Below are 25854 nucleotides of genomic sequence, written 5' to 3'. Positions count from 1 at the left end.
GATAGCCAACACCAAGCGCATAATGATCTGAGAAAAATTAGTGAAGTGGAAACGACGATGCGCTATTCGCCGAAATAGCTGCCTGTTTGAGCGTTAAGGGAACGTGAGTACGTTATTTATCCGTTTCAGGCTGATATTCGGCTCTCAAGGGGAATATAGCGGATCGTCGTTCCGCAACGCTTGTATGATTGCCACTTTTGAACAAAATAGAGCATCAACGTTCCCATTCAAGTGGGGAGGAAGGAAAAGTCTACTAACAAAACGGGCTGCCCCAGTTCCACGGATTTGTAACCCGCTAAGGCGACAACAGTTGAACGTAATCCATCTTCCCCAGTGATCGGTACCTGTTCGCCATTGAGCAGAGCATGAACAAAGGCCTTCACTAAGTAATCATCCATGGAGTCTCCCCAGAAATTCCATATGCCCTTTCCATTTTCCAAACTATATAGCTCGTTTTTTTGGGCAAAACCATCAACCGATATGGTACCTTTCGTACCGATGATCGTCATCGTCACATCTCCCCAGGTAGGGAATGCCGAGTTCCGCGACCAGCTTGTGTCTAAGACGCCAAACACCCCATTAGCATACTTGACATGAATCATACCTGTATCATCGATATCCAGGTTTTCGTTAAACAAAGTGGCTGAATAGGCGTAAACCTCTTTCACCTCGGATTGGGTAATCCAATTCATCAAGTCCATGACATGTACGGTATGATCCAACAAGGCTCCGCCGCCGGATAACTCCGATTGGAGGAACCAACCGGAAGGAAGCGATCCGCGATTGGTTCCCTTAATGGCTATAATATCACCGATCTCGCCAAGCTCGACCGCTTCCTTCGCTTTAATCACCGAAGCCAGATACCGGCATGGAAACGCAGTCATAAGCTGTACATCGTTTTCCTTACAGGCAGAAATCATGGCTTCCATTTCAGAGACGGATATGCCAAGCGGCTTTTCACAGAGCACGTGCTTGCCGGATTTCGCCGCCGCTATCGTGATCTCTGCGTGACGGGCATTTTCCGAGCAAATGACGACTGCGTCAATACCTGTAGCGAGCAAATCCTGATAATTTTCAAAATATGGTAAGCCATAATTGGTTGTTACTTCCTCTACACGGCTTTTAACTTCGTCTGCAATACCAGTGATTTCCACACTCGGCATGGCCCTAAGCGAATTCAAATAAGAGTATGCATGGCCGTGTGCAAAACTGATCATACCTACTTTTAATTTCTTCATGCTGTCTCCTCCCCAAGCTTTGAACTCAAGAGCAGCCCCACAGACTTTCCTGTCCGTACCGACTCCAGCGCAGCCATGGTAATTTCTAGCGCCTTGTAAGCATCGTTAGCCGTTACGATGGGTTCGCTTCCATCTCGTATGCATTGAATGAAATGAGATAATTCCAATTCATAGGGGCTTTTAAATCCCGGACTTTGCGGAACTTCAGCGAAACGTCTGCCCTCTGAATCGGAAGGGGCCTTGCAGATTTGCAAAGAACTGCTTTTTTGGCTGTCGCTGCGTATGATACCTTTGCTGCCGGCAATTTCCACAGCGGTTTGGAACGGTCCGTGATATCCCCAAAATGCTTCCAGATTGGCCACTGCCCCGTTTTCAAAAAGAAGAGTGACCAGAGCGTAGTCGATATCATTGACGCGTTGATTCAAGCCATATACCGACTTAACTTCACCGATCGCTGAGCGAAAAAAGTCAATATCGTGTATCATGAGATCGGCAATAACGCCGCCGCTTTTATCCGCTTCGTAGAACCAAGGTCTGAGATTGCCGGGATGTGAGCCTATCCGTTTGGCATGAGCTACGCCGACCCGGCCTAACTTCCCTTCATCGATGGCTTGCTTCATTTGCACATATTCGGGGAAAAAACGAACAACGTGTCCGACAAAAAGACGAACGCCATGTTGTTCGCAGCTGCGGATCATCGCTTCTGCATCCTTTAAATCCAGCGCGAGCGGTTTTTCACAAATCACATGTTTTCCGGCTTCTGCCGCTTTCAACGTATATTCTTTATGTAAGAAGCTTGGCAATGTCACACTGACGACATCGAAATCCGTCTCAATCAGCATGGCTTCAAAGGAAGTAAAGGCAAGTGCTCCCGTTTTCTGGGATAGTTCTTGCGCCAGCTCAAAATCCGTATCGCAGACGCCAACCAGCGTCACATCCGGCATGTTCGAGTAACAGAAGGCATGTACATTTCCCATTCCCCCGCAACCGAGTATGGCTACTTTCATGCAAAATTCACTCCTTACTTTATTGTATAAATATGTTTAACTAAGTTATATGATATACGTATTGCAAGATACCGTATATGCGGACATTTATTCTTTTTATATCCATATTAGTGCTGTTTGAAAGTGCGGTGATTGAATCTATGGAAATTTTTAAAGAGCCGATCCCCTATCAGAACTCGTCGTTATGTATGAAGGTGTGGCGATTTACCCAGTCGGGAAAAGAACAGAAAGACGTGAATCCCTGGCATTACCATAAAGAGGTTGAGTTCATTTTGGTTGAAGAAGGGACTCATGAAATTCAGACGCCTAATCATGTCTACCCGCTTAATGCTGGGGACGTGGTGGTTATCGGTTCTTCCCAATTGCATAGAGGACGAAAGATCGGAGATAAGGATCTCGTCTACATCGTGCTGCACATCGACCTGCAGCCTTATTTCGATCCGGCTATGATGATGTATTACCGGCATTTTTTGGAAATATTTCATCCTCTAGAAGAGCTGAATTACATTTTTCGGGAAAATGAAAAGGTGAAGAAGGAAATTGGCATGATTATCACAGATACACATCATGAGGTTATGGGGAAAAATAAAGGCTATGAAATCGCAGTCAGCATGCATATTAAGCATCTGCTCTTGCTGCTGCTTCGCCATGACAACCGGGAGTTGTTGATGACGCATGTCAATGTTGATGCTGATGCTGATATCATTCGGTTGCTAGTAGCTTTTGTGGACGAACATTTAACTGAAAAAATAGACCTAGGAGCGGCGAGTCAAATCGCCGGCATGAGTTACTCGTACTTCTCGAAATATTTCAAAAAAAAGATGGGATCCTCGTTTACCGATTACGTCAATCAAAAGCGTATTGCCAAAGCGGAGCGGATGCTCGTTACCGAAACCCGCAGTGTGGGCGAAATTGCGGAATCTATTGGGATAGAGAATATGGCCCATTTTTACGAGTTGTTCAAACGATTCAACGGGTGTACCCCTAAACAATATCTTCGCAAAATGAGTGTTGGCAGCCAAATCAAATAAGTCCATGGTAGACCACAAGGGAAAGATTGCTTTTTCACATGTAAAAGCGAATTGCCGTCGAATATGTTACTATGATGACTGTGATCATTTTAGGAATAAATGGACGCATTGAAGACTTGTCTTTATTGTTTTCGCTTCATACAATGATAGTAAAGGTAATAACACTATAAGATAGGAGAGCTGCATGATGCGTTTTAAAGATGTGTTTTCGATCATCGGACCATCTATGATCGGTCCATCAAGCTCTCATACCGCAGGAGCGGTCCGGCTAGGACGTGTAGCCAGACAACTGCTTGGCGAACAACCGCAGAAGGTTGAAATCACGCTATTCGGTTCTTTCGCCGATACTTACCGGGGGCATGGCACCGATTTGGCGCTTATTGGCGGTCTACTGGATTATGAAACCGATGATCCGCGTATTCCTGTTGCTGCCGAAGAGGCAGAAGCGCTTGGTGTGGAGATTGCCTTCCTTACAAGTAAAGATAAAGCTGATCATCCCAACACCGTTCGATTCATACTTTCTACCGATACACGTGAATTGAGAATGACGGGAGCATCGATCGGCGGAGGTAATATTGAGATTGTTAATGTGAATCAATTTGATGTAAAATTTACTGCAGTATATCCTACATTAGTGATTTCCCATCATGATCGTCCTGGGATGATTGCTGATATTACCGCATTATTGGGGCGCAACGAAATCAATATTGGATTCATGGATTTGGATCGGAAGGGCCGCGATCGGGAAGCGATGACCGTGATCGAAACGGATGTATCGATTCCGGATTCGCTTATACAAGAACTCGAGAATTTAAGTATGATATTCGAAATAAAAAAAGTAGACCTCGCAGAAAGAGGCGAATAAATGAGATTCCGGACATTGAAACAATTAACGGAAGTATGCGCTTCCGAAGGATTATCCATTGCAGAAGTCATGCTGGCTGATCAGAGCCAAGAATCGGGCAAACCACCTGAGTATGTTTTTGAAAAAATGCGGGCGTATTACCAAATCATGAAAGAAGCTGTCGCTAAAGGATTGACGGAGGATACAACATCCCGAAGCGGGTTGACGGGAAAAGATGCTCAGCGTGTTGCGAGCTATATGACAACGACAGAAGCGTCCTTAGGCGAAGAAGCCTGCAAAGCGATGGCTTATGCACTCGCTGTGTCAGAAGTTAACGCATCCATGGGACGCATCATCGCTACGCCGACGGCTGGCTCTTGCGGGATTATCCCAGGTGTTTTCATTAGCAGTCAGCAGCGATTTGGATGGGATGACGACCATATGGTCAATGGTTTGTTGAGCGCTGGTGCCATTGGTTATGTCATTGCCAACAACTCCTTCGTCTCTGGTGCAGAAGGTGGATGCCAAGCTGAGGTTGGGTCTGCCATTGGTATGGCGGCAGGTGCGCTAGTGGAGCTTCGCGGCGGAACGCCTGAACAGGCGATGCACGCAGTGGGGCTTGCGCTTAAGAACACCTTGGGGCTCATATGCGACCCCGTTGGTGGCTTGGTTGAAATTCCTTGTATTGTCCGTAATGGTTTTGGGGCTGTCAATGCCATGGCAGCTGCCGATATGGCTTTGGCCGGTGTCAGATCCGTCATCCCTTCGGATGAAGTCGTTCAAGTGATGTACGAAGTAGGCACGGCTATGCCGGAGAAACACCGGGAGACAGCCAAAGGTGGCTTAGCTCAGACACCAACAGGCCAACAAATCATGAAAGAGCTGAATCTGGGTAAGAAGCAGCGTTAGTAATCAAGTCTGTGGGTGAGTTCACCTGCGGGCTTTTTTTGTAGTAAAAGTATAAGTATTATACTTTTACTTCACATCTACCTAGACAAACGCGTTCGTCCCTTAAGGACGACGGAGTCGTTTATCCTTGTCAACTTCTTCAATTCGCCTAATGATGAAAGTCGATTAGGGGACCAAATAAAGACTGCATCGAGCAGTGTGTCGGAGAGGGGAAACCGTTCGTCTCATCTCGACGGGGTCCGCCTTCGCAGAATCGCTGCATGTATACATCCTTTTTACCTCTAATTTAGCTCGGTAAATAAAATGCCTGCAAAAATACACTTTTTCGCAGCTACTTCTCAGGTACAAGCAGAAATGCTGCAATAATACTGTATATTTGCAGGAATTCCTCCATAATCGTCGGAATCGATTGAAAAGACTGCACTTATGCAGGCTTTTTCAGTAGATATGAGAGTATAAGTTGGAGCTGATCAACGAGGGTACGCAATTCAGAAGGGAGGTGCTCATAAGCTGCAGCCGTATTCGCCCAAACCGTATCTCCGCCGGAAGCGGGAACTACAACGGCACGGAGAATAGAAGCCTGCGGATAAGCATCGACGAAGGTCACATCAATATGCCAAGAATCGGCCCGCCCGCCATGAGCCGAATCAAGCTTAAGCACATAATCGGTTCCAGTTTTAATTGGCACCGTCGGATGAGCAACAGGATCACCAAGCAGGCGAGCAAAAGCTTCTGTCCCGCGTCATCCAGCTGATGCTGATCACGAATGAAAATGACTGACCGGAAGCACCTCAATGTGACTGGGAGTTACCTTAGCTTGTTCATTTGTACTCATACGAATTACCTCCATTTAATTATATTTATACGCCTTCAACGGCAGCAGTCGCATACTGATTAGCAGGTCGGGGCAAGCCCAAATGACCCCGCAGGGTAGTTCCTGAATACTCCGTTCGGAATAATCCTCTTCGCTGCAGCTCCGGTATGACTAGCTGCGCGAATTCATCCAAACCGGCTGGTAAATAAGGCGGCATCACATTAAAGCCATCACTGCCGCCGTGTAAGAACCACTCTTCCAACTGGTCAGCTATTTGGATAGGCGTACCAGCGAACGTACGATGACCGCGCCCTCCAGCTAGACGATGAAGCAGCCCGCGTATGGTTAAATTGTCGCGCTTCGCTAGATCAGCGACCAACTGGAAGCGGCTTTTATTCCCGTTGATGTCGGACAAGTTTGGCAGCTCCGGCAGAGGTCCATCCAACGGATAAGAGAATAAATCAATATTCAACATATTGGACAACTGATTTAGTCCATATTCCGGTACGGTTAATTCGTTTAATTCTTGCTCTTTTTCTTTGGCTTCTGACTCGGTGCGACCGATAATAGGGCAGATGCCCGGTAAGATTTTCAGCTGCTCAGGAGATCGGCCATACTTAGCCAGTCTTGATTTTACATCCGAATAAAACTGCTGGGCCTCAATAAGTGTTTGCTGTGCAGTGAATATCGCCTCCGCATATTGAGCGGCAAATTCTTTGCCGGACTCGGAGGAGCCCGCTTGAACAAGCACAGGATATCCCTGCGGAGACCTTGGTATATTCAGAGGTCCGCGCACTTTGAAGGTATCGCCGACATGATTGATTTCCCGGACTTTACTTCGATCCGCGAAGGTGCCCGACTCTCGATCGATGATCAGGGCTTCATCTTCCCAGCTGTCCCACAGACTGGTCGTTACGTCAAGAAACTCTTTGGCCCGTTCATAGCGCTTACTGTGCTCCAAATGGTCATCTTTGCTGAAATTGCTAGCCTCAAAAGAGCTTCCGGATGTAACGATATTCCAGCCTGCTCGCCCCTTGCTTATGTGATCCAACGAGGCAAATTTGCGGGCAACATGAAAGGGTTCGTTATACGTTGTAGAGACGGTGCCGATAAGTCCGATATGATCGGTTACCGCGGCTAAGGCTGATAGCAAAGTGAAGGGTTCAAGCCCAACAAACGCGCCATGTTTAATGTTTTGACTGACAGCCAATCCATCCGCTAAGAAGAGGGAGTCGAATTTAGCCTGTTCAGCAATTTGTGCAATCCGTTGAAAATATCGAATATCCGTAATATTCTCCGGCTCTGTGTTCTTATGCCGCCATGATGCTTCATGATGTCCCGTATTCATAATAAATACATTTAAATGCAGCTGTCTTTTCGCTTTGCTCATGATCACTCACGCACCCTTTAATTTTTTTATTCGCTATAGATTTGCTTCCAGCCCGTTAATCTCTTCTCCAGCGTAACGAGCAGGTAATTAATGATTAAACCAATAACCGAAATAGAGATAATGCCTGCGTACATATTCGTAATTTGAAAATTGAACTGTGTGTATTGAATTAAGTAACCGAGACCGGATTTCGCACCGACCATCTCAGCGGCAACGAGCACGAGAATAGAGCCAGCCCCAGCCTGTCGAATGCCTACGAAAATAGTCGGAGTTGCAGCGGGAATAATCACTTTGCGAAACAAGCTGATTGGCGATAAACCCATCGAACGAGCTGATTTGATCAAAAGTGGATCGACATTTTTGACACCGCTAATGGTGTTGAGCAGAAGGGGGAACGTGCAAGCGTAGAAAACAATAGCAATCTTCGAGGTTTCACCCAGACCGAGCAATAGAATGAAAACCGGAAGTATAGCAAGCGCAGCCGTATTTCGCAATAATTCAAGCAAGGGATTGAGATACTCTGATACGGGCTTCCACCAGCCAATGGCGAGACCAAGAGGGATGCTGATGAGGATTGCCAGTGTAAATCCGCCCAAAGAACGCGATAAGCTGGCTATCGTATGTTCGGCAAGATCACCCGACAGCAGCAGCTGCCACCAAGCAGCCGCTACTTCGGAGATCGGAGGGAAGAACGTCCGGTCAACGAACCCTAAGCGAGGCGTCACTTCCCATACGAAGAGCAACGCAACGATGACAATGGTATTTTTGAAAAGCTTTCTTAGCTTGGCTAAGGACCATAGGGCGGCATCAAAGCTTCCTTTTTCACGAAGAACCAGCGCTTTCCCCGCATTTACACTAGCCATTCATAACGCCTCCTTTTAACGCAGATTTATTGGGTTCAAAGCTATCCAAGCTTTTGGCTATCTCTTGCTCCTGAGCTCTCGTTACTTCGTCTTTAAGCAAATCCCACACCTCATGGCGCAGCTTGACAAAGTCAGGATGAGATCGCAAATCTTCTTCGCTTCTTCGGGATTCAAAAGGGATATCAATGACTTTCTTGATTCTCCCTGGACGAGAAGTCATGACAGCGACACGCTGGCCTAAATAAACCGCTTCTTCAATGCCATGCGTGATGAAAATGATCGTTTTTTTCGTAGCCTCCCAAATACGCAGCAGTTCGCTTTGCAGGGTCTCCCGTGTCTGCGCATCAAGCGCCGCAAAGGGTTCATCCATAAGCAGCACGTCAGGATCATAAGCTAAGCTTCTGGCGATCGCAACCCGCTGTTTCATGCCTCCTGAAATCTCATGGGGATAACGGTTTTCGAAGCCGGCAAGCCCAACCAGATGAATAAATTCTAGGGCAATTTTGCGGCGTTCTTTGCGTCCCACCCCTTTGGCTTCGAGGCCAAATTCCACATTCGCGAGTGTCGTTTTCCACGGGAAAAGCGCATACTGCTGAAACACGATACCGCGATCCAGATTCGGTCCAGTAATGGCCTTGCCATCTAACAAAATCTGCCCGCTGCTTGGCTTCGTTAAGCCCGCAAGTAAGTCGAGCAATGTTGATTTGCCGCAGCCGCTTGGGCCAACGATGACCATGAACTCGCCCTTTTTCACCTCCAAATTGATATCCTTTAGGGCGGAAATCGGCTGTAAATCTTCTTTCAAATGCCCCAGATTTCTTTGGATTCGAAACGATTTCTGCACATGCTGAATGCTTATTTTAGCTGTCATTTGCAGCACCTCCATAACGGTTTCATCAGCTTGAAACAGGCTTCACAAGACTTACTCCTTCTACTTCTTCTCATTTACAAAAGGATTGAATTCATTCGTGTACAGATCTTTAATCTCCAATTGTCCTTTTTTAAGGACGCCCTCGTCCTCCAGCCAGTAGATCCAAGTATCGAACTCTTTGTCAGAGATTAAGCCGCCTTTACCGGCAACACCGGTGCTTTTCCAAAACTTCACTGTAGAAGCATCTTCTTTTCTGCCTCGTGCGTTAATGATTTTCTCGTAACGAGCAACGACTTCATCCCGCGGTGTTGTGCGAGCCCACTCAATCGCTTTGGCGGTTGCTTCAACAAATTTACGCGAAGCATTCGGATTCGCTTTGATGAATTTATCAGTCAGCACGTAACTGCCGGCACTAAAGGTGCCAAACAGATCGATATCCTTAAACAAAGGGTGAATGCCGCCGCGTTCCAGCGCTTTGTCACGCAGCACACCGCCTAGTGTGGCTACATCGATTTGTTCCGCTCGCAGCGTCTGCTCCGTTGTGACCGGCGGTACGACAACAAGCGTTACCTGTTTAATCTCCTCCGCCGTTAGGCCGGCTCTGTGCAAGTATTCCTTAATGACGAATTCATGGTGAGCGCCAAGCGTATTCACTGCAATTTTCTTGCCAATTAAATCCTTTGCAGATTTGATGGGGCTGCCATCCAGAACGTAATATCCCGTCCACGTATTCTCATCGACACCATAATAAGCAATCACTGGCTTAATCGGAGCTTTGGCAGATATTAATTTCACGATAGCCCCATTAAAAGCTCCGCCAAAGTCGGTATCCCCTGTAACGACGGATTGAATATCTTGAGGACCGCTAATCGTGTTGCCGATAAATTTTAGCTTCAAAGGAGCTAAGTACCCCAGATCATCAGCTAATTCTGGAAAAGTAACAGAGCCAACACCTCCTTGATAACGAAGCTCCGTTACTTCAGGTGCGCCGCCGCTCGCAGATGCCGTCGCCTCTGTTTTGCCGCAGGCTGACAATAGGAAAGAGGAAGCAAGAAGGAAGACGATGGCTGTCGTGCAGCTTTTTTTAGAAAAATAAGTCATGTTCATAATCCCCCTAACGATAATTTGCCTTCGTAGATTTCTAACCAAGTTATCTCCAAAGGTCTGGTCATAAATTGTATAATTCCTATAGACTTACTATGAATATATTTCTATAATGAAATATAATCTCAGCTCACCCAACTGTCAATGAATTGGAAACACATGAACATGAATGACGATGAATGACCATCTTAACCCCGTCAGGAGGCGCGATGACCATGACCAACCAGCGATTCAACCTCATTTCTTTGCATGATGCGATCGATTTGCTTGGTGTAAGCCGATCCACCTTTGACAGATGGCGTAAATTAAAGCAGCTTCCTTTTGTGAAAATAGGAAAAGAGATCTTAATTGATAAGAAGGAGCTGGAACAGTGGGTTCGCCATCACTCTTTTAGTCTACAGAATCCGGCACATGCCTCAAGCGCCTCAGCAAACGTCAAATCTAAGGATCTGCCAACGATAACGGTTGGTTATCAAAGCGGAACTGCCCATATGTGGACAGCGCTCATCATGAAAGAGCTTGGCTGGTTGGAGGAAGAGCTCATCTTGGTGAATCCTAACCGTTCTGTTCATGTAAAATGGTTGGATGCAGCTAATGGAACATTGCTTCTGCAGGGAATGATCGGGGGCAGCCTTCAGATTGCTTCCTTGGGAGACTATCCGATTGTTCTTAGCCAATCACTTCGTCAGACGCTGCCTGCATTTCGTCCGATTCTACTTGCTTTTGACGGCAAAACCTCCGGTGGGCAAGGGATTTCGCTTGTTTTGCGCAAAGGGCTGGAGATCAACGATATGTCGGAGATCTGCGGGTGGCCGCTTTCGTCGGCAGCGCAATCGAGCGCTGGTTATCGTTTATCGAAGCTGCTTCAATCGTTTGGCGGGCATGAGAACCATTTTGAACATAAGGAAATGGATGAATGCATGGCGGGGATCGTGAAGCGGAAGCATGCCGGAAGTGTCATGTGGGAACCGTATATTAGCTTGGCTCAATACCACGGTATAGGTCATGTGCTTTTTCCAGAGGGAATGGGGGACAATTATTTAACCGGAATTGTTGCCGATGAGAACTGGGCGCGACATCATGAAGGAGACGCAGTTGCTTATTTAAAAGCACATGTTAGGGTTCATACGTATATCCGCAATAATCCTCATGCAGCTGCCGAGCTTATTTCCCGGGCCAAAGGAATTCCACTAGAAATTACAGCACGCATTATCGCTAAAGTAAGATGGGACGCTGCTTTTTATTCGAAAGATATGGACGCTCTGCAGCAGCTATCACTTTCTGTGTCACAAAAAATCTGTTTCAAAGGTGAATATTTGCAACTAGCCATTAAGGCATTAAAGCTGCCTCTTGTGGGCTGTGAGCCGTTGGAAGGGGACTGGGCCGTGGAGCAGTTGTACTAAGTGTAAAGAGACTTTCGCTTCGCTTCATTTCGGTATATAGTAAAAAAGAAGTGAAAGTGTTGAAAGGAGTACCTGATGCTTACAACGATGCGTGATGAACCAAATGGTATTTTCCCAGCTGTATGCTCATTGGATTGTCCAGATCAATGCGGACTGCTGCTTCATAAAGAAGCTGGAAAGATCGTTAAAATAGAGGGAGACCCCAATCACCCGGTAACACAAGGGGCTATTTGCAATAAAGTCCGGAACATGACGGCGCGTATATATGATGATAAAAGGCTGCAGTATCCCATGAAACGCGTGGGTCCTAAGGGTGAAGGCAGTCAGTTTGAAAGAATTACCTGGGAAGAAGCGATCGAAACCATAACAAGTCGCTGGAAGCAGCTAATCGCAGATGAAGGAGCTGAGTCTATTCTGCCTTACAGCTTCTATGGCAACATGGGACGGATTGGGACGGAAGGGATGGATCGCCGCTTTTTCAATCGGATGGGTGCGAGCCGGCTGCTTTATTCGATCTGCGAATCAGCAGGCACAGAAGGCTATAAGTATACGATGGGAGGCAGCTTCGGGACAGATCCTGAGGATACGGTTCATGCCAAGCTGATCATTATGTGGGGCATTAATGCGGTCAGCACGAATATGCACCAGGTTATGCTCGCTGAGAAAGCTCGCAAGAATGGCGCGCAAATCATCGTGATTGATGCTCACAAGAACCAAACAGGCCGCTGGGCGGACTGGTTTATTCCGATTTTTCCAGGAACAGACGCTGCCCTTGCTCTCGGAATCATGCATATCTTGTTCGATGAGAATTTGGTCGATGAAGCGTTTATGCAGCAATATACGGCTGGGCATGAGGAGCTAAGGGAGCATGTGCGTCAATATGATCCTTCTGTGGTATCTACAATAACGGGCGTACCGGTCGAGGACATCTACCGCTTGGCTCGCTTATATGGTCAGACTTCGCCGTCTTTTATTCGGATTGGAAACGGCATTCAGCATCATGACAACGGTGGTATGTGTGTGCGGACCATTGCCTGCTTGCCAGCGTTAACGGGACAGTGGCTGCATAAAGGCGGCGGCGCGATTAAAGGAAATGGCAGCTACTTGGAGCATAATATTCCCGCCTTACAGCGACCTGATTTGCGGGAAAAGGAAGCTCGTCAAACCAATATGAATCTACTCGGGAGCGCCCTGCTGGAGCTTGATCCGCCTATTCATTCGCTCTATGTGTACAATTCCAACCCAGCGTTAGTTGCTCCTCATGCGAATAAGGTGAGGGAAGGACTTCAGCGGGAGGATCTGTTCACCGTGGTTCACGACCTGTTTCTGACTGAAACCGCGAAGTACGCGGATATTGTGCTTCCTGCTACGTCCTCTTTTGAAAATACGGATTTTTACCGCTCCTATTGGCATCAATATGTGCACCTTCAGCTTCCCGTCATGGCTCCTTATGGGGAAAGCAAAGCGAATGTGGATGTGTTTCGATTGTTGGCGGTAGGGATGGGCTACGAGGATGAAGCTTTGATGGATACCGATGAAGCTTTGATTCGTCAGGCTTTGGATCATCCCGGGAACCCAGCTTTGAATAACATATCGTATGAAACACTACTGGAAAAACAGTTTATCAAGGCGGAAGTTAAGCCATTATTCCCTGGGGAATTAAAGACATCAAGCGGGAAGATTGAGCTATATTCTCATGAGATGGAGAGTAAAGGGTTCCCGCCACTTCCGACATATACGCCACTAGAGGATGAAGGTGACCTGCCATTCTTGTTCATTCCAGCACCGAATCATAACTTCCTGAATTCGACGTTTGCGCATAATGAGAAGCATATTCGTATGGAGAAAACGCCGAAGCTTCATATGAATGAGGTGGATGCGTCCACATTAGGCTTGGTCAGTGGTGATGTTGCCCGTGTTTGGAATGATCGCGGAGAGTGCGAATTAGTCGTAGCGACTGGCTCGGATGTGCTGCCAGGCGTGGTTGTGAGTCAAGGACTTTGGGCGGATTTGCCTGGGAACAAAGCGTTGGTTAACGCGCTTACGCCGGACCGAGTAGCCGATATGGGCGGCGGAGCTACCTTCTTCTCGGGCCGTGTTCGGGTGGAGAAGAGCGAAGTGAACTGAACCCTTGGGCGCTTCGGCGCATAAGGTAATTCAGGAGGTGATGACCTATGTCATTACAGCACAAAGCGTATGCCTGGATCGGAAGCCCAGTAGGTGTATCCCTAGTGGACGGCACAGGTACTTCTGGTATTCTTTGCAGTATTCAAGGTGGGTCTATTTACGTGATCGAATATTTATACCACACCCAATTTGCTACCAAACATTATGCCTTCAATCAAATTAGGGATATACTCCCTTTCCCGCAATGCCCTCAGCCTCAACTGCCTGTGTACCAACCGAAAACATTAAATTAGTTTTTAAAAAAGAAGATTAGTTAAAAAGATTCCAAATGCCGATCCTCATGGATCGGTTTTTTGGTTGTTACATGATCGCCTAATTAGCTCACACGCTGAGAATTATATCACTAGAGTAGCTAGCTTGGTGGTGTCTTTGATGATGTACTTGTTCTCAGAGAAAGGGTGACAGGCATAGAAAACCGAGAGATGATGTAATAAGTGCAGCTAATTCAGTCTAAATCAGCATTTTCAGGGTGAGTTGATGCATATCGTGCATCAAATTCGAAGATTTCTTCGTATGTTAGCTTAAAATGTTGATATTTGCTGCACTAAATGCAGTTGATCTCCCCCAAGGAGACATAATCACTTCATTTTGCTGCATAAAATGCAGTTGATCTCATCCGAGGTCGGTTCATTTTGCTGCACCGGACAGTGAATACAGTCTTATTTACAGGTTACTGCCAAACGGGGGAGCGGTACAAATCAACTAACCAAGAGTCGACGGGACATCCTCCTGACTCTTTTACGTATATAAAGCCGAAGGAATTTCACATCAAGATCTGCCCTATGATACAATACGGAAAAATGAATGTTGAGTGGAGAATCTATGACATTTGAAGAGGTAATGAATAACCTAGCGGAGCTCGGAAGTGAGCAAACGAAGAAAACGTTTCTTCGGCACGGTGCGCAGGAGCCTTTTTTCGGCGTAAAAGTAGGCGATCTGAAGAAGCTGGTCAAATTTGTTAAAAAAGACCGTGCGCTAACCCTTACGCTATACGATTCAGGCAACACGGACGCGATGTACTTGGCCGGACTCTCCATTGATCCGAAAACAATGACGAAGGAAGAGCTTCAGAACTGGGCGAAGCACGCCTATTGGTATATGCTCACCGAATATACAGTAGCTGGCGTGGCTGCAGAAAGCAGCAGCGCGCTGGAATTGGCACGGGAATGGCTGCAATCGCCCGACGAATTAATTGCCACATGCGGTTGGAGTACTTATGCCAACTATATTAGTATCACACCAGATGAGAAGCTCGATCTTCAGGAAATTACGCAGCTGCTGGAGCAGGTAAGAACAACGATTCATGCGGAAAGAAATCGCGTTAGATATACAATGAACACCTTCGTGATTACGGTGGGTGCGTATTGTTTTCCACTATTTGAAGCTGCGACGGAAGTAGCTAATGAGATCGGCAAGGTTCATGTCGACGTCGGTCAAACGGCTTGTAAAGTGCCGCTTGCGAGTGAATATATTCATAAAATAGAATCGATGGGCCGAGTAGGAACGAAGAAGAAGACGTGTATTTGCTAGTAGATAAGAAAGTATAAGTTTTATACTTTTGCTTCGCATCTACCTTGACAAACGAGCTCGTCCCTGAAGGACGACGGAGTCGTTTATCCTTGAAAAGATTTTAATAAGGCTATGACTGAATGGCAGTGAAAGATGCCGCTTCGGTTGCAGCCTTTTTTATCATTTATATTTTTCCTTGATAAAAAAAGGATAACGCTTCCCCTTGCAGAAACATTGAAAGGAATGGACCCGAGGGGAGAGCATTGTAAGCTATGTTATTAGAAAAATTATTTTTGAACATTCTTATCGTCCTTGCTCCTGTCTTATTACAGAGTGTCTTTGGAGAACGATGGCGCAATGATCCGTCACCGATCGTGATGGGCTTACTGCATGGAACAGCCTCCTCCCTTTGTTTATTATTTTCTTACTATGAACTTGATTTGTACTGGGACTTACGCTATGTTCCCCTTGTAATTTCGAGCATCTATTGGGGGCCTCTAGCAGGTCTTATTAATTACATGATGATATTGCTGATGCGCACGTATCTTGGTGGAGATGCGCTTATATTTGGGTACATCAGCATGACACTCAGTTTTATTATCCCCTTTGTAGCTTCTTACAAAATCAAAGGATTATCAGGAAACTCACGAATAAAGGCAGCTTTATTGGTTGCACTAAGTCCGTTACTGGTTATGCTGCTTATTTTAATGAGTTATGTGTCACTATACAAAGGCTTTGAATCGTTTGATTTTGCTACTATTCCTGCTGTGCTCTCTTTTGGCATACTCCTAGTTTTAGGAACCTGGTTATCAGCCATACTGCAAGAAATACATGAAGAACGATTTAGAATGAAAGTTCAAATTCAAAAAGCGGAAAAAATGAAAACGCTAGGCGAGTTAGCTGCATCCATTGCCCATGAGGTTCGTAATCCGTTAACGGTTGTTCAAGGGTTTCTGCAGCTTATGCGTCCGAACGAGCAAGGGAAAAATCAACAATACCTGAATATTGCAATGGAAGAACTAGCGAGAGCAGAATCGATTATTAATGATTACTTGAATTTTTCCAAGCCTAAACTGAACAAATTAGAATCTTTTTCATTTTCTGACGTATTAAACAACATTATTGTGCTTCTGACGCCGATGGCGATGAAGAATTGCGTTGAGATTACGGTCAATCTCGAGGATCATATTTATATTTTTTCGGATCGGGGTCAATTGCAGCAAGCCTTGGTGAATGTGATTAAAAATGCCATTGAAGCGATGCCTGCGGGCGGAGAGGTAAAGGTAAGCTTAAAAAGATTGGTTGGCCGAGCCGAAATTAAGGTTATTGATAATGGTAAAGGAATGACAAAAGAGCAGCTCTCTCGTATCGGTAATTTGTTCTATTCAACGAAAGATGTTGGAACGGGGTTAGGGACAGCAGTTAGTATTCGGATTATTGAAACGATGAATGGGGAAATGATCTACGAAAGTGAGGAAGGCATCGGTACGACTGTAACAATCACTTTGCCCTTGTAAGGGGCATACCATTTTGAGGGATAGATCAGGGAGTGATGATGGTGGAAATTTCCATGTATGTAAGCATAGCTGTTAAGTTAGTTGTTGCATTGGTTGGATTGCTGATCATGACACGGCTTCTGGGAAAGAAAGAGATTTCTCAGCTTACGGCTTTTGATTTTGTCTCTTCCTTAATGCTCAGTGAGTTAGTTGGAAATACGATTTATGATGAAAATGTGCATCTCAGCCATCTCGTCTTCGCACTTGTGGTCTGGACACTGCTTGCACTTGCCCTTGAGAAGTTTATCTGGACAGTCCCTTGGATTTCTCGATATGCAACCGGAACACCCGATTTACTGATCCGTGATGGGGTAATTGACTTTAAGGCGATGAAGCGCAACAATCTAGACTTTGGTCAACTTAGTATGCTGCTGCGGGAAAATGAAGTGTTCTCTATGAGGGAAGTTGCCTATGCGTTGTTCGAGACGAATGGCAGTATTAGCGTGCTCCGCCAAAATGATCCGGCAAGCCAGAATAATGGAGAGGCAGATTCGCCGAAGAAAAGGGTCAGCCTACCGGAGAGTATTATTGAGAATGGGAGTATCAATGAAGCCGCACTGGGGCGTCTCGGCCGTGACCCGGAATGGCTGAAGCAGCTTTTGCAGGTGAGTGGAATCAGCCATCATGAACGGGTTCTTTTTGCCGAATGGTCGGATTCTAACGGACTTTTCTACCAGCTTAAATAGATTTAGCAAAAAAAGCCTAACCATCCCCTGTTATCCAAGGTACTGACTAGGCTTAATGGGTATATTGTGCCAATTAGCGATTATCGATTTTTTCCGGATAAAGGTCATGGTTCATCAAACGATGCTCAGCCATCGCTTCGAACTTCGTGCCGGGTTGACCCCAGTTGCAGTAAGGATCGATAGAAATGCCGCCGCGCGGGGTGAATTTGCCCCAAACTTCGATGTAGCGAGGCGCCATGAGTTCAATCAAATCATTCATAATAATATTGACACAGTCTTCGTGGAAATCACCGTGATTCCGGAAGCTGAATAGGTACAGCTTAAGTGATTTACTCTCCACCATTTTAATATTCGGAATATAGGAGATGTAAAGTGTAGCAAAATCCGGCTGTCCAGTTACGGGACATAAGCTAGTGAATTCAGGGAAATTAAACTTAACAAAGTAATCCCTGTTCGGGTGCTTGTTATCGAATGCTTCTAATAAAGTGGGATCATAGTTGAATACATATTTGGTTCCTTGATTGCCTAATAAGGTAATCTCTTTCAAATCTTCACTGCTTCTACCTGCTGACATGGGTGGTTCCTCATTTCATAGTTTTTTAGAGAGGGAGTTTGCGAACCTCTTGTATTTTTCATTTTTCATTAGAAAATGTACCATATACGCACGCAAAATGCATCCTCGCCGCTATTGGAATTTCGTGGAGAGGCTTTTATTGTAAGTCACCGAGGTAGAGCTAGAGGTACACCCTTTCTAATTTTTTGGGGAAACGTAGCTGCCGGCTTTATTTCGGTGTATCAAGCCGATTCAGTCCAAGCAAGCACCAGCAGTCCAAGGAGGTCGTCAAGTATCTGTGTATGATATGCTCGCAGAGCGAAGACATTCCGCTTAGTGTGGTAGGAGACTTCGACATGATGGATGATGGAGACCCAGAAGTGCCACCGCAGTTCTCCTGCGAAACATGTGGGGGGGAAATGTACCCGGAATATTACAAAGGTGTACACGGATATGAATATGGATTGAAGAGCGGTTAGGAAAAAGAGAAGTGGAAGGCAGATGGGTGTAGAACAGAAGAGGGGTGGGTGTGAGGGCGGAAAGTTTACGGGCCGCCTTTGAAGTCGTGTTTATACCGCATAATAAATTAAAAAAACACGACTTGAACAGCGGTTGGAACCCCACATCCACCCCTCCCCTTGCTCAAATGTATGGGTTTACACGAAAAAGGACCGTCAGGATCTTTCCTGACGGTTTTTCATATCAGATTCTTCAATTCGCCTAACGATGAAAGTCGATTAGCGGACAAAATAAAGACTGCTTCGAGCAGCGTGTCGGAGAGGGGAAGTCGTTCGTTCGTCACATCTCGACTGGGTCCGCCTATGCAGACTCGCTCGTCCGCTGCGGCCAATTGATGTAGTGACTCGTTTGGGCATCAATCACCGAACTTCCGTTCGAACACTGCAGTCGCTCTGCGAAAGGATGGTTTTCCGCTGTCACAGGGGCAGCAGGCAAAAACGTCGTGTGATACGAACTTTAACGAAGCGCAAATCAGCTTTTTGTAGAATGGCTGCATTTATACATCCTTTTTACCTCTTATTTAGCTTAGTAGAGGAAATGCCTGCAAAAATACACTTTTTCGCAGCTGCTTCTCAGGTATAAGCAGAAATGCTGCAATAATACTGTATATTTGCAGGAATTCCTCCCTAATCGTCGGATTCGATTGAAAAGACTGCACTTATGCAGGCTTTTTCAGTAGATAAAGAAGTATAAACTCATTTATACTTTTACTTTGCGTCTACTTTGACAAACGCGCTCGTCCCTAAGGACGACGGAGTCGTTTATCCTTGTGGGTCTACAGAATACGGTTATGTAATGAAAAATTACATCACATGTCATGTATTTTTTGTAATTATGATGGCTATCAGGTATGATCTTAGTAATTATTGTGTTGGGCATAGGTAATATTAGAGAAAAGGGGCCGTATTCATGAGAAAATGGTACAAAAAACAATTACGTTCCTACTTTCCTCTCTTTTTGTTAACCATTTCTATCATGGTCCTGCTTGGTCTATTGGTCGTATCTGACATCTCACGGAAGGAAACGGAAAAGGCGAACGGCATATCCGCAGCCTATGTTTCTGACACGATGTCGCGGTCCTTGACCGAAGTTCAGAATGCGCTTTTGAAAGAACTTGCCACGAATGATCATATTAAAGAGTTTATCGAACATGAGAAGCAGCAGCCTAGCGACGAAGGTCTGCTTTTGTACTATATATCGGAATCCTTGAATGATCTCGTTCTTAACAATCATTTGATTCAATCGATCTACATGTATCGTGCGGATGATGGATTAATTCTTAAGGAAAATCAAAAGGACTCACTGGATACGTTTCCGGATAGGGAGTTCGTAAAAAGCATGTGGGCGCACCCGCAAACAGATCGGTGGTCGGATGTGAGAATGCTTCACGATTCGAGTACAGCGGGGGACATACCTGTCATTTCGTTAGTGAAAAAGCTCCCAATTCCTTTTGGCAGTCAAGGTATTGTCGTCATCAATGTCGATGTCCGGGTACTGCAAGAAAATTTGGACACGCTTAGCGACCATAAAGTGACTTTTTTGCGTGTGGTCAACGAACAAGGGAATGTGGTTATGTCTTCGGAACCGCTGAGTGACAGAAATAATGAATCGATTCAGGGGGAAGTGATCTCAAAAATTCCCATTTTGAAAACAGGGTGGAGCATTCATAGCGGGATTAAGGCGGGTCAGCTTTTTGCATGGTTTTCGCTCATCTCCTATGTTTGGATTGCTAGCGGCATCGCGACGATTGCTGCTTCCTTAGGATACCTGATCTATATTTCGAAACGTAATTACCGGCCGATTCAACTCATGCTTAATAAGCTGGAATCGATCCAACTTCGTTTTCTTCCGGTTGGCCGCGAAATAGATGATTTGTCTTTTATCGGACAAGCTATGGAAGGTTTGATTGAGAAGGCGCAGCATTATGAACAACAAAATCAAACGAACCTGCACATTCGGCGCAGGCAGCTGTTTTCAGAGTTGATAAGCGGTGTAAGCACGATAACGGAGAAGGATTGGGAGGAAGGAGTACCGGCCTTTCAAGAAAAGGTACCATTTCAAGAAATGGGTGTTATCGTCGCTGAAATGGAAGGCTACGATGCCTTTATGAAACAACACGTGCCAGAGGATCAAACCGTTCTCAAATTGGCACTGCAAAATATTATGCAGCAATTTTTTAATGCTCATTTGTCTGTCTGGAGTGAATGGATCAGCAGTAACCGATTAGGTATCGTCTATGCAGTGCCCCAAAACTTGGAGTCAGGCACAAGTCATCTTGTCGACCTTATCGAAACCGGTCAGCAGTGGATTGAAGAGCATTTTGGCATAACCTTTGTCTATGCGGGAGGCACCACGGTTCAGGATTGGCAAGAACTTCACGGTTCCTATCGCGCAGCTTTGCAAGCACTTGGCCATAAGCTGACGCGGGATCGTAAAGCGTTGATCATGATCGAGCAGCTGTCAGGCCGTTCTGCAACAGAGACTTACAGCTATTGGCCTAAGGCGGCTGATATCGCCAAATCATTCCGGTTGACGCAAGATGGTTGGCGGCAGCAGCTTGCCGAATTGTTTGCTGACTCCAAACGCTTCGTATTACGTGATGAAGACATTATCATGATCCTTGAAACGATGATTAAGCTGCTGGAGCGGGAAGTTGGCAATGGGATAGGCGCATCGGATAATATGAGACTGGCTTGGGAACAGTCGGATTTGCAGCGCATCGTTCGGGACAGCGCTACGCTTCAGGAACTTGAAGCCAGAATGATAGGTTCTTTAAATGAATTGTACCGGACGTATGTATCCGTTTGTGAAGCCAACAGTTACCAGGCTGTTATTATCGAAATGAGAAATTATATCGAAGAGCATTTCGAGGACCCTGATCTTTCTTTAAAGCATTTGAGCGATAGGTTTGGGATTAGCGGCAAAAGTGTCAGCCACATGTTTAAAGAAGCTTTTGGGATGAAGTTCGTAGATTTTCTTATGGATTTAAGGACCGAAAAGGCGAAGCTTTTATTGACGGAAACCGAATTGGCCCAACAAGACATTGCTCAGCAAGTCGGATATTCCAATTCCATTACATTTGGGCGCATGTTTAAAAGGATTGTTGGTGTAACACCGGGTGACTACAGGAAAAAGCATTCGCTTAATCGATAACTTACCAGAGCAGGAAAGGCGAGAAGACGTTTTTTTTGCATCGCCTTAGGAACGGACATTGGCGGAGCCATCGTATTGGATTCCAAGCTCTACAAAGGATCTCACTCCCGCGCTGTCGAAATAGGATATATGCATTAGAATCTCATGCAGAACAGCATCTATGAGACGAGAGCCTCCATTTCGGCGCTGGTCAACGAGGTAATTGCCGGACTGAACGATGAGAAGCCAGCTGGCGCTTTACGGCAATGAGGCAGGAATGCTGGGCACAGTTTCTCTGTTTATCAACTTGAGCTACCAGGATGAAAGGAATGTGAAGACAAAGTATGACAGAGCATATGAGGGATGAACAACGTTACTTGATTCATCACGCAATGGCTGATATGGATGGAAACTATGACCAGGTGATGAAATTATTGCGGGACAAGGAAAACCCGGATCAGCATTATACACGGGGGAGCGCTCACTATGCTTTGGGGCTCCTCATGCGGAACGCACCTGGAGATTATGAAAGAGCTTGCGAAGTGCTAGGAAAGGTCTTAGATATGCAGTATAACTGTCCGGATGAAATTTATCATGGAACTTTTCGTACTGCGCCTCAAGAACCTCATCCTCCCATTGGCAACTTTCCTTGGAAAACCTTTGCGCCGGGATTTGCCTACTTTCTGAATGATACGTTTGAAAAGATATCGGCACAGCTCATCGATATGTTATCCTCAAATACGTCTGAGGCATCCAATAGCTTAGATGTTAAGAACATCTTTCAATCGGCTGTGAATCAAGTGCTTCCTCCCGTGTGGAAAAGCTATGATCCGAATTGGCGCGAATTTATTGCTTGTGCCTTTGCCGTTATCCTTTCAAATTTTGAAAGAACGCTGCCGAATAGTCTAATTGACCGGATGGATGCTAGCATGATCAAAGCCGTTGGCGCTTCCATCGATCGGCGTTTGTCGGATGCTATACCAATGAATTCGAATATCGAATTGATGCATATATTCATTTGCCATTTTTTTGGTCACCGATACGATAATAAGGACTGGGTTTCTCATGCCGAGCAAGAAGCGCTGAAGTTTTATGAAGCATTCAAAGAATTTGGTTCGTTTGCGGAATTTAACACAACAACTTATTATGGCGTGGATCTCACTGTGCTGGGGCTTTGGAGAAAGTATGGAAAATCGGATGCATTTAAACAAATCGGTCACGAAATTGAAAAAGGCCTTTGGGAAAATATAGCATTATTCTACAATCCAAATCTGGAAAACCTTTCAGGTCCGTTCTCGCGAGCCTACGAAATGGAAATGAGGGATCATAGTTCGATTGGTGTGTTTCTCTTCCTCACATTAGGGAAAGGGTATGAATACCTGGCAGCCATCAACTGCGAATCCGAGCACGATCCGATGATTGCATTGGTCGATGTTGACGTCCCGCTGGCGATCAAGCCGTCGCTAATGACACATCATAGTGATCGACTGGTCGTGAAACAGTTTAGGGAGCTTTGCGAACGAGACGAGCCTGGTGCGAACACGAATCTTTGTACAGCGACAGCTTGGATCGAGAAGAATCTCATGATTGGCGGCATGTCCGGAAGCCGTAATACCAATGGACAGATGCATCCTGCAACCGTACATTGGATGACGGAGCATGGAGACAAGTATTATATGAGGTTAATACGTCGTGAATTAGGCGGACATTGGAACTCGCATCTGAGAGGCATCACATACGAAGCGAAAGCAAATAAGGATCTGTTAGTTGTTGATGTTCATTTGGATACGAATAAAGAAATCGAGCTGTATTTTGAAATCAGAGGCAAGAACATACTCGCGGAAAACGTGACTCCTAATGTTTGGACATTGCCCGGATTGACTTGCAAGTTAGAAACTGACGCGCCAACACCTTTAATCAACGAATATGATGAAAACATTGAAGTGATATATCGATATCAACCTCAAGTATCCAGCAACCATATGAGCTTTACATTCCGTTTGGTGCAGCAATAAAACAAATCAAAGATCAGGTTAAAGAATATCTTATTGGATAGCTGCCCTCGTGCAGCTTTTTTGCATGGAGTTCCTCTGTTATAATGATTTTTATAATAATATGAACTATGAGGTGCCAGATGAGGGCTTATTTAGATTTATTAAAAGATATTATGGAACAAGGGGTAAAAAAAGAAGATAGGACAGGGACTGGGACACTTTCAGTCTTTGGCCGCCAAATGCGTATAGATTTATCACAAGGGTTTCCCTTGCTAACAACCAAAAAATTACATGTAAAGTCCATTGTTCATGAGCTGCTTTGGTTTTTAAGCGGAAGTACAAATGTTCAATACTTGCGAGATAATGGGGTTACAATATGGGACGAGTGGGCAGACGAGGAAGGTAATTTAGGTCGAGTTTATGGCTCTCAGTGGAGAACCTGGCAGGGTCCCAATGGTCAGATTATTGATCAAATATCATCACTGATTACGCAAATCAAAAACAATCCTGATTCACGGAGACATTTGGTTAGTGCATGGAATGTTGCAGAGATTGAAAGCATGGCATTGCCGCCTTGTCATTATGCTTTTCAGTTTTATGTAGCAAATGGACGTTTGTCGTGTATGTTTCAAATGAGATCCGTAGATACTTTTCTTGGGTTGCCATTCAATATAGCTTCCTATGCACTCTTAACCTACATGGTCGCACAGCAGTGTGATTTGGAGGTTGGGGATCTGATTTGGACCGGTGGAGATGTGCACATCTATTCGAATCACTTCGAGCAAGTTAAAACCCAGATTTCCAGAGAGCCATTCCCGTTTCCTAAAATGGTAATCAAGCGGAAGCCGGATTCGATCTTTGAATACCGTTTTGAAGATTTTGAATTCGTTGACTATCAATCGCATCCTGGTATCAAGGCGCCAATCGCCATTTAAAACGAGCTATTCTATAATCATGTGACGAAAGGAGGGGCTCTGCATGAGTATCTCATTCATTTTTGCAATGGATCGCAACCGAGCCATCGGTGTAAATAATACACTGCCTTGGCATTTACCAGGGGATCTGAAGTTTTTCAAATCCGTGACGATGGGTCACCCTATTCTTATGGGGCGGAAGACATATGAATCCATTGGCAAGCCGTTACCGGGCAGACGCAATATCATTCTCACTCAAAATCCGGAGTTCCAAGCAGAAGGCTGTGAGGTCATTCACTCTGTGCAAGAAGCGGTGGACGGCTTCCTTGTTCAGGAACTGTTCGTTATTGGCGGAGCGGAAATTTTCCGATTGTTCGCTTCTGCGGTGGACAAGATGTACATTACACACATCGAGCATGAGTTTGAAGCGGATACGTTTATGACCGAACTAAACTTGTCCGACTGGACGTTGGTATCCAGTGAACAAGGGGAACGGAATGAGAAAAATCCTTACGAGTATTATTTCCGAATATATGAGAAAAAGAAGGCATAGTGACTGAAGGCTATGCCAGTTCTCCCTAACCTTTAAGTACTGAGCAAGCAATCATAAAGGGGATAACCTCCCCACGTAACCCTCAAAAAAACTCTGAGTAGTCCGCACTTTGGATAATTCAGAGTTTTTTTTTATGGTCATAAGATTCATTTGACCTATTTTACGTCATTTTTTCTCCCAATTTATCCTGATACAAAGCTAAATTAGCTTGCTATTCTCTCTTTTATAAAGAAAAATGATTTCGTATTTTAAAAAGACCAGAGAAATCAATCATTTTTTGCAATAGAATGGAGTAAGAATAGTCTGAAAATTGATTTGTTTGACCTAGACATAGGACGTCTAGCAGGGAACTAAATCAGCCAATGGTCAAATTCCATTTAATTACAATCTGTCCCGAGTGACCATAGACTTACCAACCTAAAGACCTAGTCATAGTTGAATTGACCTATTCACAATTTCAGATTGAATTTACAGTGGGAAAATCATCCAGCCATAAAAACCTGCGCACACCCCTTGACTATAGGATTCTTTCGGAATTTAGGCGATGGCAGTTAAAACATACATATGCCTACATAATTGAGTTTCAATAAACATAAAAGTAATAAAATGTAAATTAAATACGGATTTTTATTGTGTTTTATAGCAAAAAAGATCTTAAATTTCCCAAAATACACAATTCTTTATCAAATTTTGGGATTTTAAATAATCTTAAATGACTAAGTAATACACGACTCTGCTCCCTAATTGTTTAGAGAGTAGTATGTCATACTTTATGTA

At 45.1% G+C, this 25854-nt stretch carries 21 protein-coding genes, 1 pseudogene and 1 riboswitch; of the genes and pseudogenes, 14 read left to right on the top strand and 8 right to left on the bottom strand.

From position 1 onward, the window contains the following. Positions 1-227 precede the first annotated feature (227 nt). Positions 228-1238 (bottom strand): Gfo/Idh/MocA family protein, encoded by a 1011-nt coding sequence (locus ASG93_RS21395; protein ID WP_056835015.1) that lies wholly within the window; start codon positions 1236-1238, stop codon positions 228-230. After that, complete coding sequence (locus ASG93_RS21390; protein WP_056835013.1) at positions 1235-2245, bottom strand: Gfo/Idh/MocA family protein; 1011 nt, start codon at positions 2243-2245, stop codon at positions 1235-1237. Before ASG93_RS21390 ends, ASG93_RS21395 begins: the two co-directional genes overlap by 4 nt. 140 nt (positions 2246-2385) lie before the next feature. On the opposite strand from ASG93_RS21390, the gene ASG93_RS21385 reads away from it, so the two are divergent. The 3 genes from ASG93_RS21385 (at position 2386) to sdaAA (ending at position 5029) form a co-directional block, all read left to right on the top strand. After that, the gene (locus tag ASG93_RS21385) at positions 2386-3276 is read left to right on the top strand and encodes a helix-turn-helix domain-containing protein (RefSeq protein ID WP_056835175.1); all 891 of its coding nucleotides are present in this window, start codon (positions 2386-2388) and stop codon (positions 3274-3276) included. 187 nt (positions 3277-3463) lie between these two features. Beyond that, positions 3464-4141 (top strand): L-serine ammonia-lyase, iron-sulfur-dependent subunit beta, encoded by a 678-nt coding sequence (gene sdaAB / locus ASG93_RS21380; protein ID WP_056835011.1) that lies wholly within the window; start codon positions 3464-3466, stop codon positions 4139-4141. Next, on the top strand, positions 4142-5029 hold the full coding sequence (sdaAA, locus tag ASG93_RS21375; protein WP_056835010.1) for an L-serine ammonia-lyase, iron-sulfur-dependent, subunit alpha: 888 nt from the start codon (positions 4142-4144) through the stop codon (positions 5027-5029). 454 nt (positions 5030-5483) lie between these two features. Here the strand turns inward: sdaAA and ASG93_RS21370 are convergent. The 5 genes and pseudogenes from ASG93_RS21370 to ASG93_RS21350 all read right to left on the bottom strand — a co-directional run. Further along, positions 5484-5806: pseudogene (locus ASG93_RS21370) on the bottom strand (TauD/TfdA dioxygenase family protein); the annotation flags it as partial. An 83-nt stretch (positions 5807-5889) separates the two neighbouring features. Further along, positions 5890-7233: an LLM class flavin-dependent oxidoreductase gene (locus ASG93_RS21365; RefSeq protein WP_056835005.1), complete on the bottom strand. Its 1344-nt coding sequence runs from the start codon at positions 7231-7233 to the stop codon at positions 5890-5892. A gap of 26 nt (positions 7234-7259) precedes the next feature. Then, the gene (locus tag ASG93_RS21360; RefSeq protein ID WP_056835002.1) at positions 7260-8096 is read right to left on the bottom strand and encodes an ABC transporter permease; all 837 of its coding nucleotides are present in this window, start codon (positions 8094-8096) and stop codon (positions 7260-7262) included. Then, a complete protein-coding gene (locus ASG93_RS21355) occupies positions 8089-8967 on the bottom strand; it encodes an ABC transporter ATP-binding protein (protein ID WP_056835000.1) in 879 nt (292 codons plus the stop codon). Before ASG93_RS21355 ends, ASG93_RS21360 begins: the two co-directional genes overlap by 8 nt. Positions 8968-9027: 60 nt before the next feature. Next, entirely contained in the window at positions 9028-10068 is a 1041-nt protein-coding gene (locus ASG93_RS21350; RefSeq protein ID WP_082615006.1) for an ABC transporter substrate-binding protein, read from the bottom strand. 218 nt (positions 10069-10286) lie between these two features. Between ASG93_RS21350 and ASG93_RS21345 the strand changes: the two genes are divergently transcribed. The 6 genes from ASG93_RS21345 to ASG93_RS21320 all read left to right on the top strand — a co-directional run bounded on the left by ASG93_RS21345 (position 10287) and on the right by ASG93_RS21320 (position 17412). Next, complete coding sequence (locus tag ASG93_RS21345; protein ID WP_056834996.1) at positions 10287-11474, top strand: helix-turn-helix domain-containing protein; 1188 nt, start codon at positions 10287-10289, stop codon at positions 11472-11474. Positions 11475-11549: 75 nt separating this feature from the next. Beyond that, complete coding sequence (locus tag ASG93_RS21340; protein ID WP_056834994.1) at positions 11550-13601, top strand: molybdopterin oxidoreductase family protein; 2052 nt, start codon at positions 11550-11552, stop codon at positions 13599-13601. 47 nt (positions 13602-13648) lie between these two features. Further along, complete coding sequence (locus tag ASG93_RS21335) at positions 13649-13894, top strand: hypothetical protein (RefSeq protein ID WP_056834993.1); 246 nt, start codon at positions 13649-13651, stop codon at positions 13892-13894. Between the two features lie 589 nt (positions 13895-14483). Then, positions 14484-15191: a DNA alkylation repair protein gene (locus ASG93_RS21330; protein ID WP_056834990.1), complete on the top strand. Its 708-nt coding sequence runs from the start codon at positions 14484-14486 to the stop codon at positions 15189-15191. Positions 15192-15442: 251 nt separating this feature from the next. Next, positions 15443-16687: an ATP-binding protein gene (locus ASG93_RS21325; protein WP_056834988.1), complete on the top strand. Its 1245-nt coding sequence runs from the start codon at positions 15443-15445 to the stop codon at positions 16685-16687. A 53-nt stretch (positions 16688-16740) separates the two neighbouring features. Further along, positions 16741-17412, top strand: coding sequence for a DUF421 domain-containing protein (locus tag ASG93_RS21320; protein WP_063891935.1), 672 nt, complete (start codon positions 16741-16743; stop codon positions 17410-17412). A gap of 73 nt (positions 17413-17485) precedes the next feature. Here the strand turns inward: ASG93_RS21320 and queF are convergent, their stop codons facing one another. After that, on the bottom strand, positions 17486-17986 hold the full coding sequence (gene queF / locus ASG93_RS21315; protein WP_056834983.1) for a preQ(1) synthase: 501 nt from the start codon (positions 17984-17986) through the stop codon (positions 17486-17488). 11 nt (positions 17987-17997) lie between these two features. Next, positions 17998-18041: riboswitch (PreQ1 riboswitch) on the bottom strand. A gap of 280 nt (positions 18042-18321) precedes the next feature. Between queF and ASG93_RS36830 the strand changes: the two genes are divergently transcribed. The 5 genes from ASG93_RS36830 to ASG93_RS21290 all read left to right on the top strand — a co-directional run bounded on the left by ASG93_RS36830 (position 18322) and on the right by ASG93_RS21290 (position 25077). After that, a complete protein-coding gene (locus tag ASG93_RS36830; protein ID WP_268796039.1) occupies positions 18322-18444 on the top strand; it encodes a hypothetical protein in 123 nt (40 codons plus the stop codon). Between the two features lie 949 nt (positions 18445-19393). After that, positions 19394-21637: an AraC family transcriptional regulator gene (locus ASG93_RS21305; RefSeq protein ID WP_056834979.1), complete on the top strand. Its 2244-nt coding sequence runs from the start codon at positions 19394-19396 to the stop codon at positions 21635-21637. A 323-nt stretch (positions 21638-21960) separates the two neighbouring features. Beyond that, entirely contained in the window at positions 21961-23631 is a 1671-nt protein-coding gene (locus ASG93_RS21300; RefSeq protein ID WP_056834977.1) for a hypothetical protein, read from the top strand. 119 nt (positions 23632-23750) lie between these two features. Continuing rightward, the gene (thyA, locus tag ASG93_RS21295; RefSeq protein ID WP_056834976.1) at positions 23751-24545 is read left to right on the top strand and encodes a thymidylate synthase; all 795 of its coding nucleotides are present in this window, start codon (positions 23751-23753) and stop codon (positions 24543-24545) included. A 43-nt stretch (positions 24546-24588) separates the two neighbouring features. Further along, complete coding sequence (locus ASG93_RS21290; protein ID WP_056834974.1) at positions 24589-25077, top strand: dihydrofolate reductase; 489 nt, start codon at positions 24589-24591, stop codon at positions 25075-25077. Positions 25078-25854 lie beyond the last annotated feature (777 nt).

It is taken from the genome of Paenibacillus sp. Soil787, assembly GCF_001429545.1.
In the GTDB taxonomy this organism is placed as follows: domain Bacteria; phylum Bacillota; class Bacilli; order Paenibacillales; family NBRC-103111; genus Paenibacillus_E.
The sequence above is the reverse complement of the archived record's forward strand: the minus strand, read 5'-3'. Positions and strand labels throughout refer to the sequence as shown.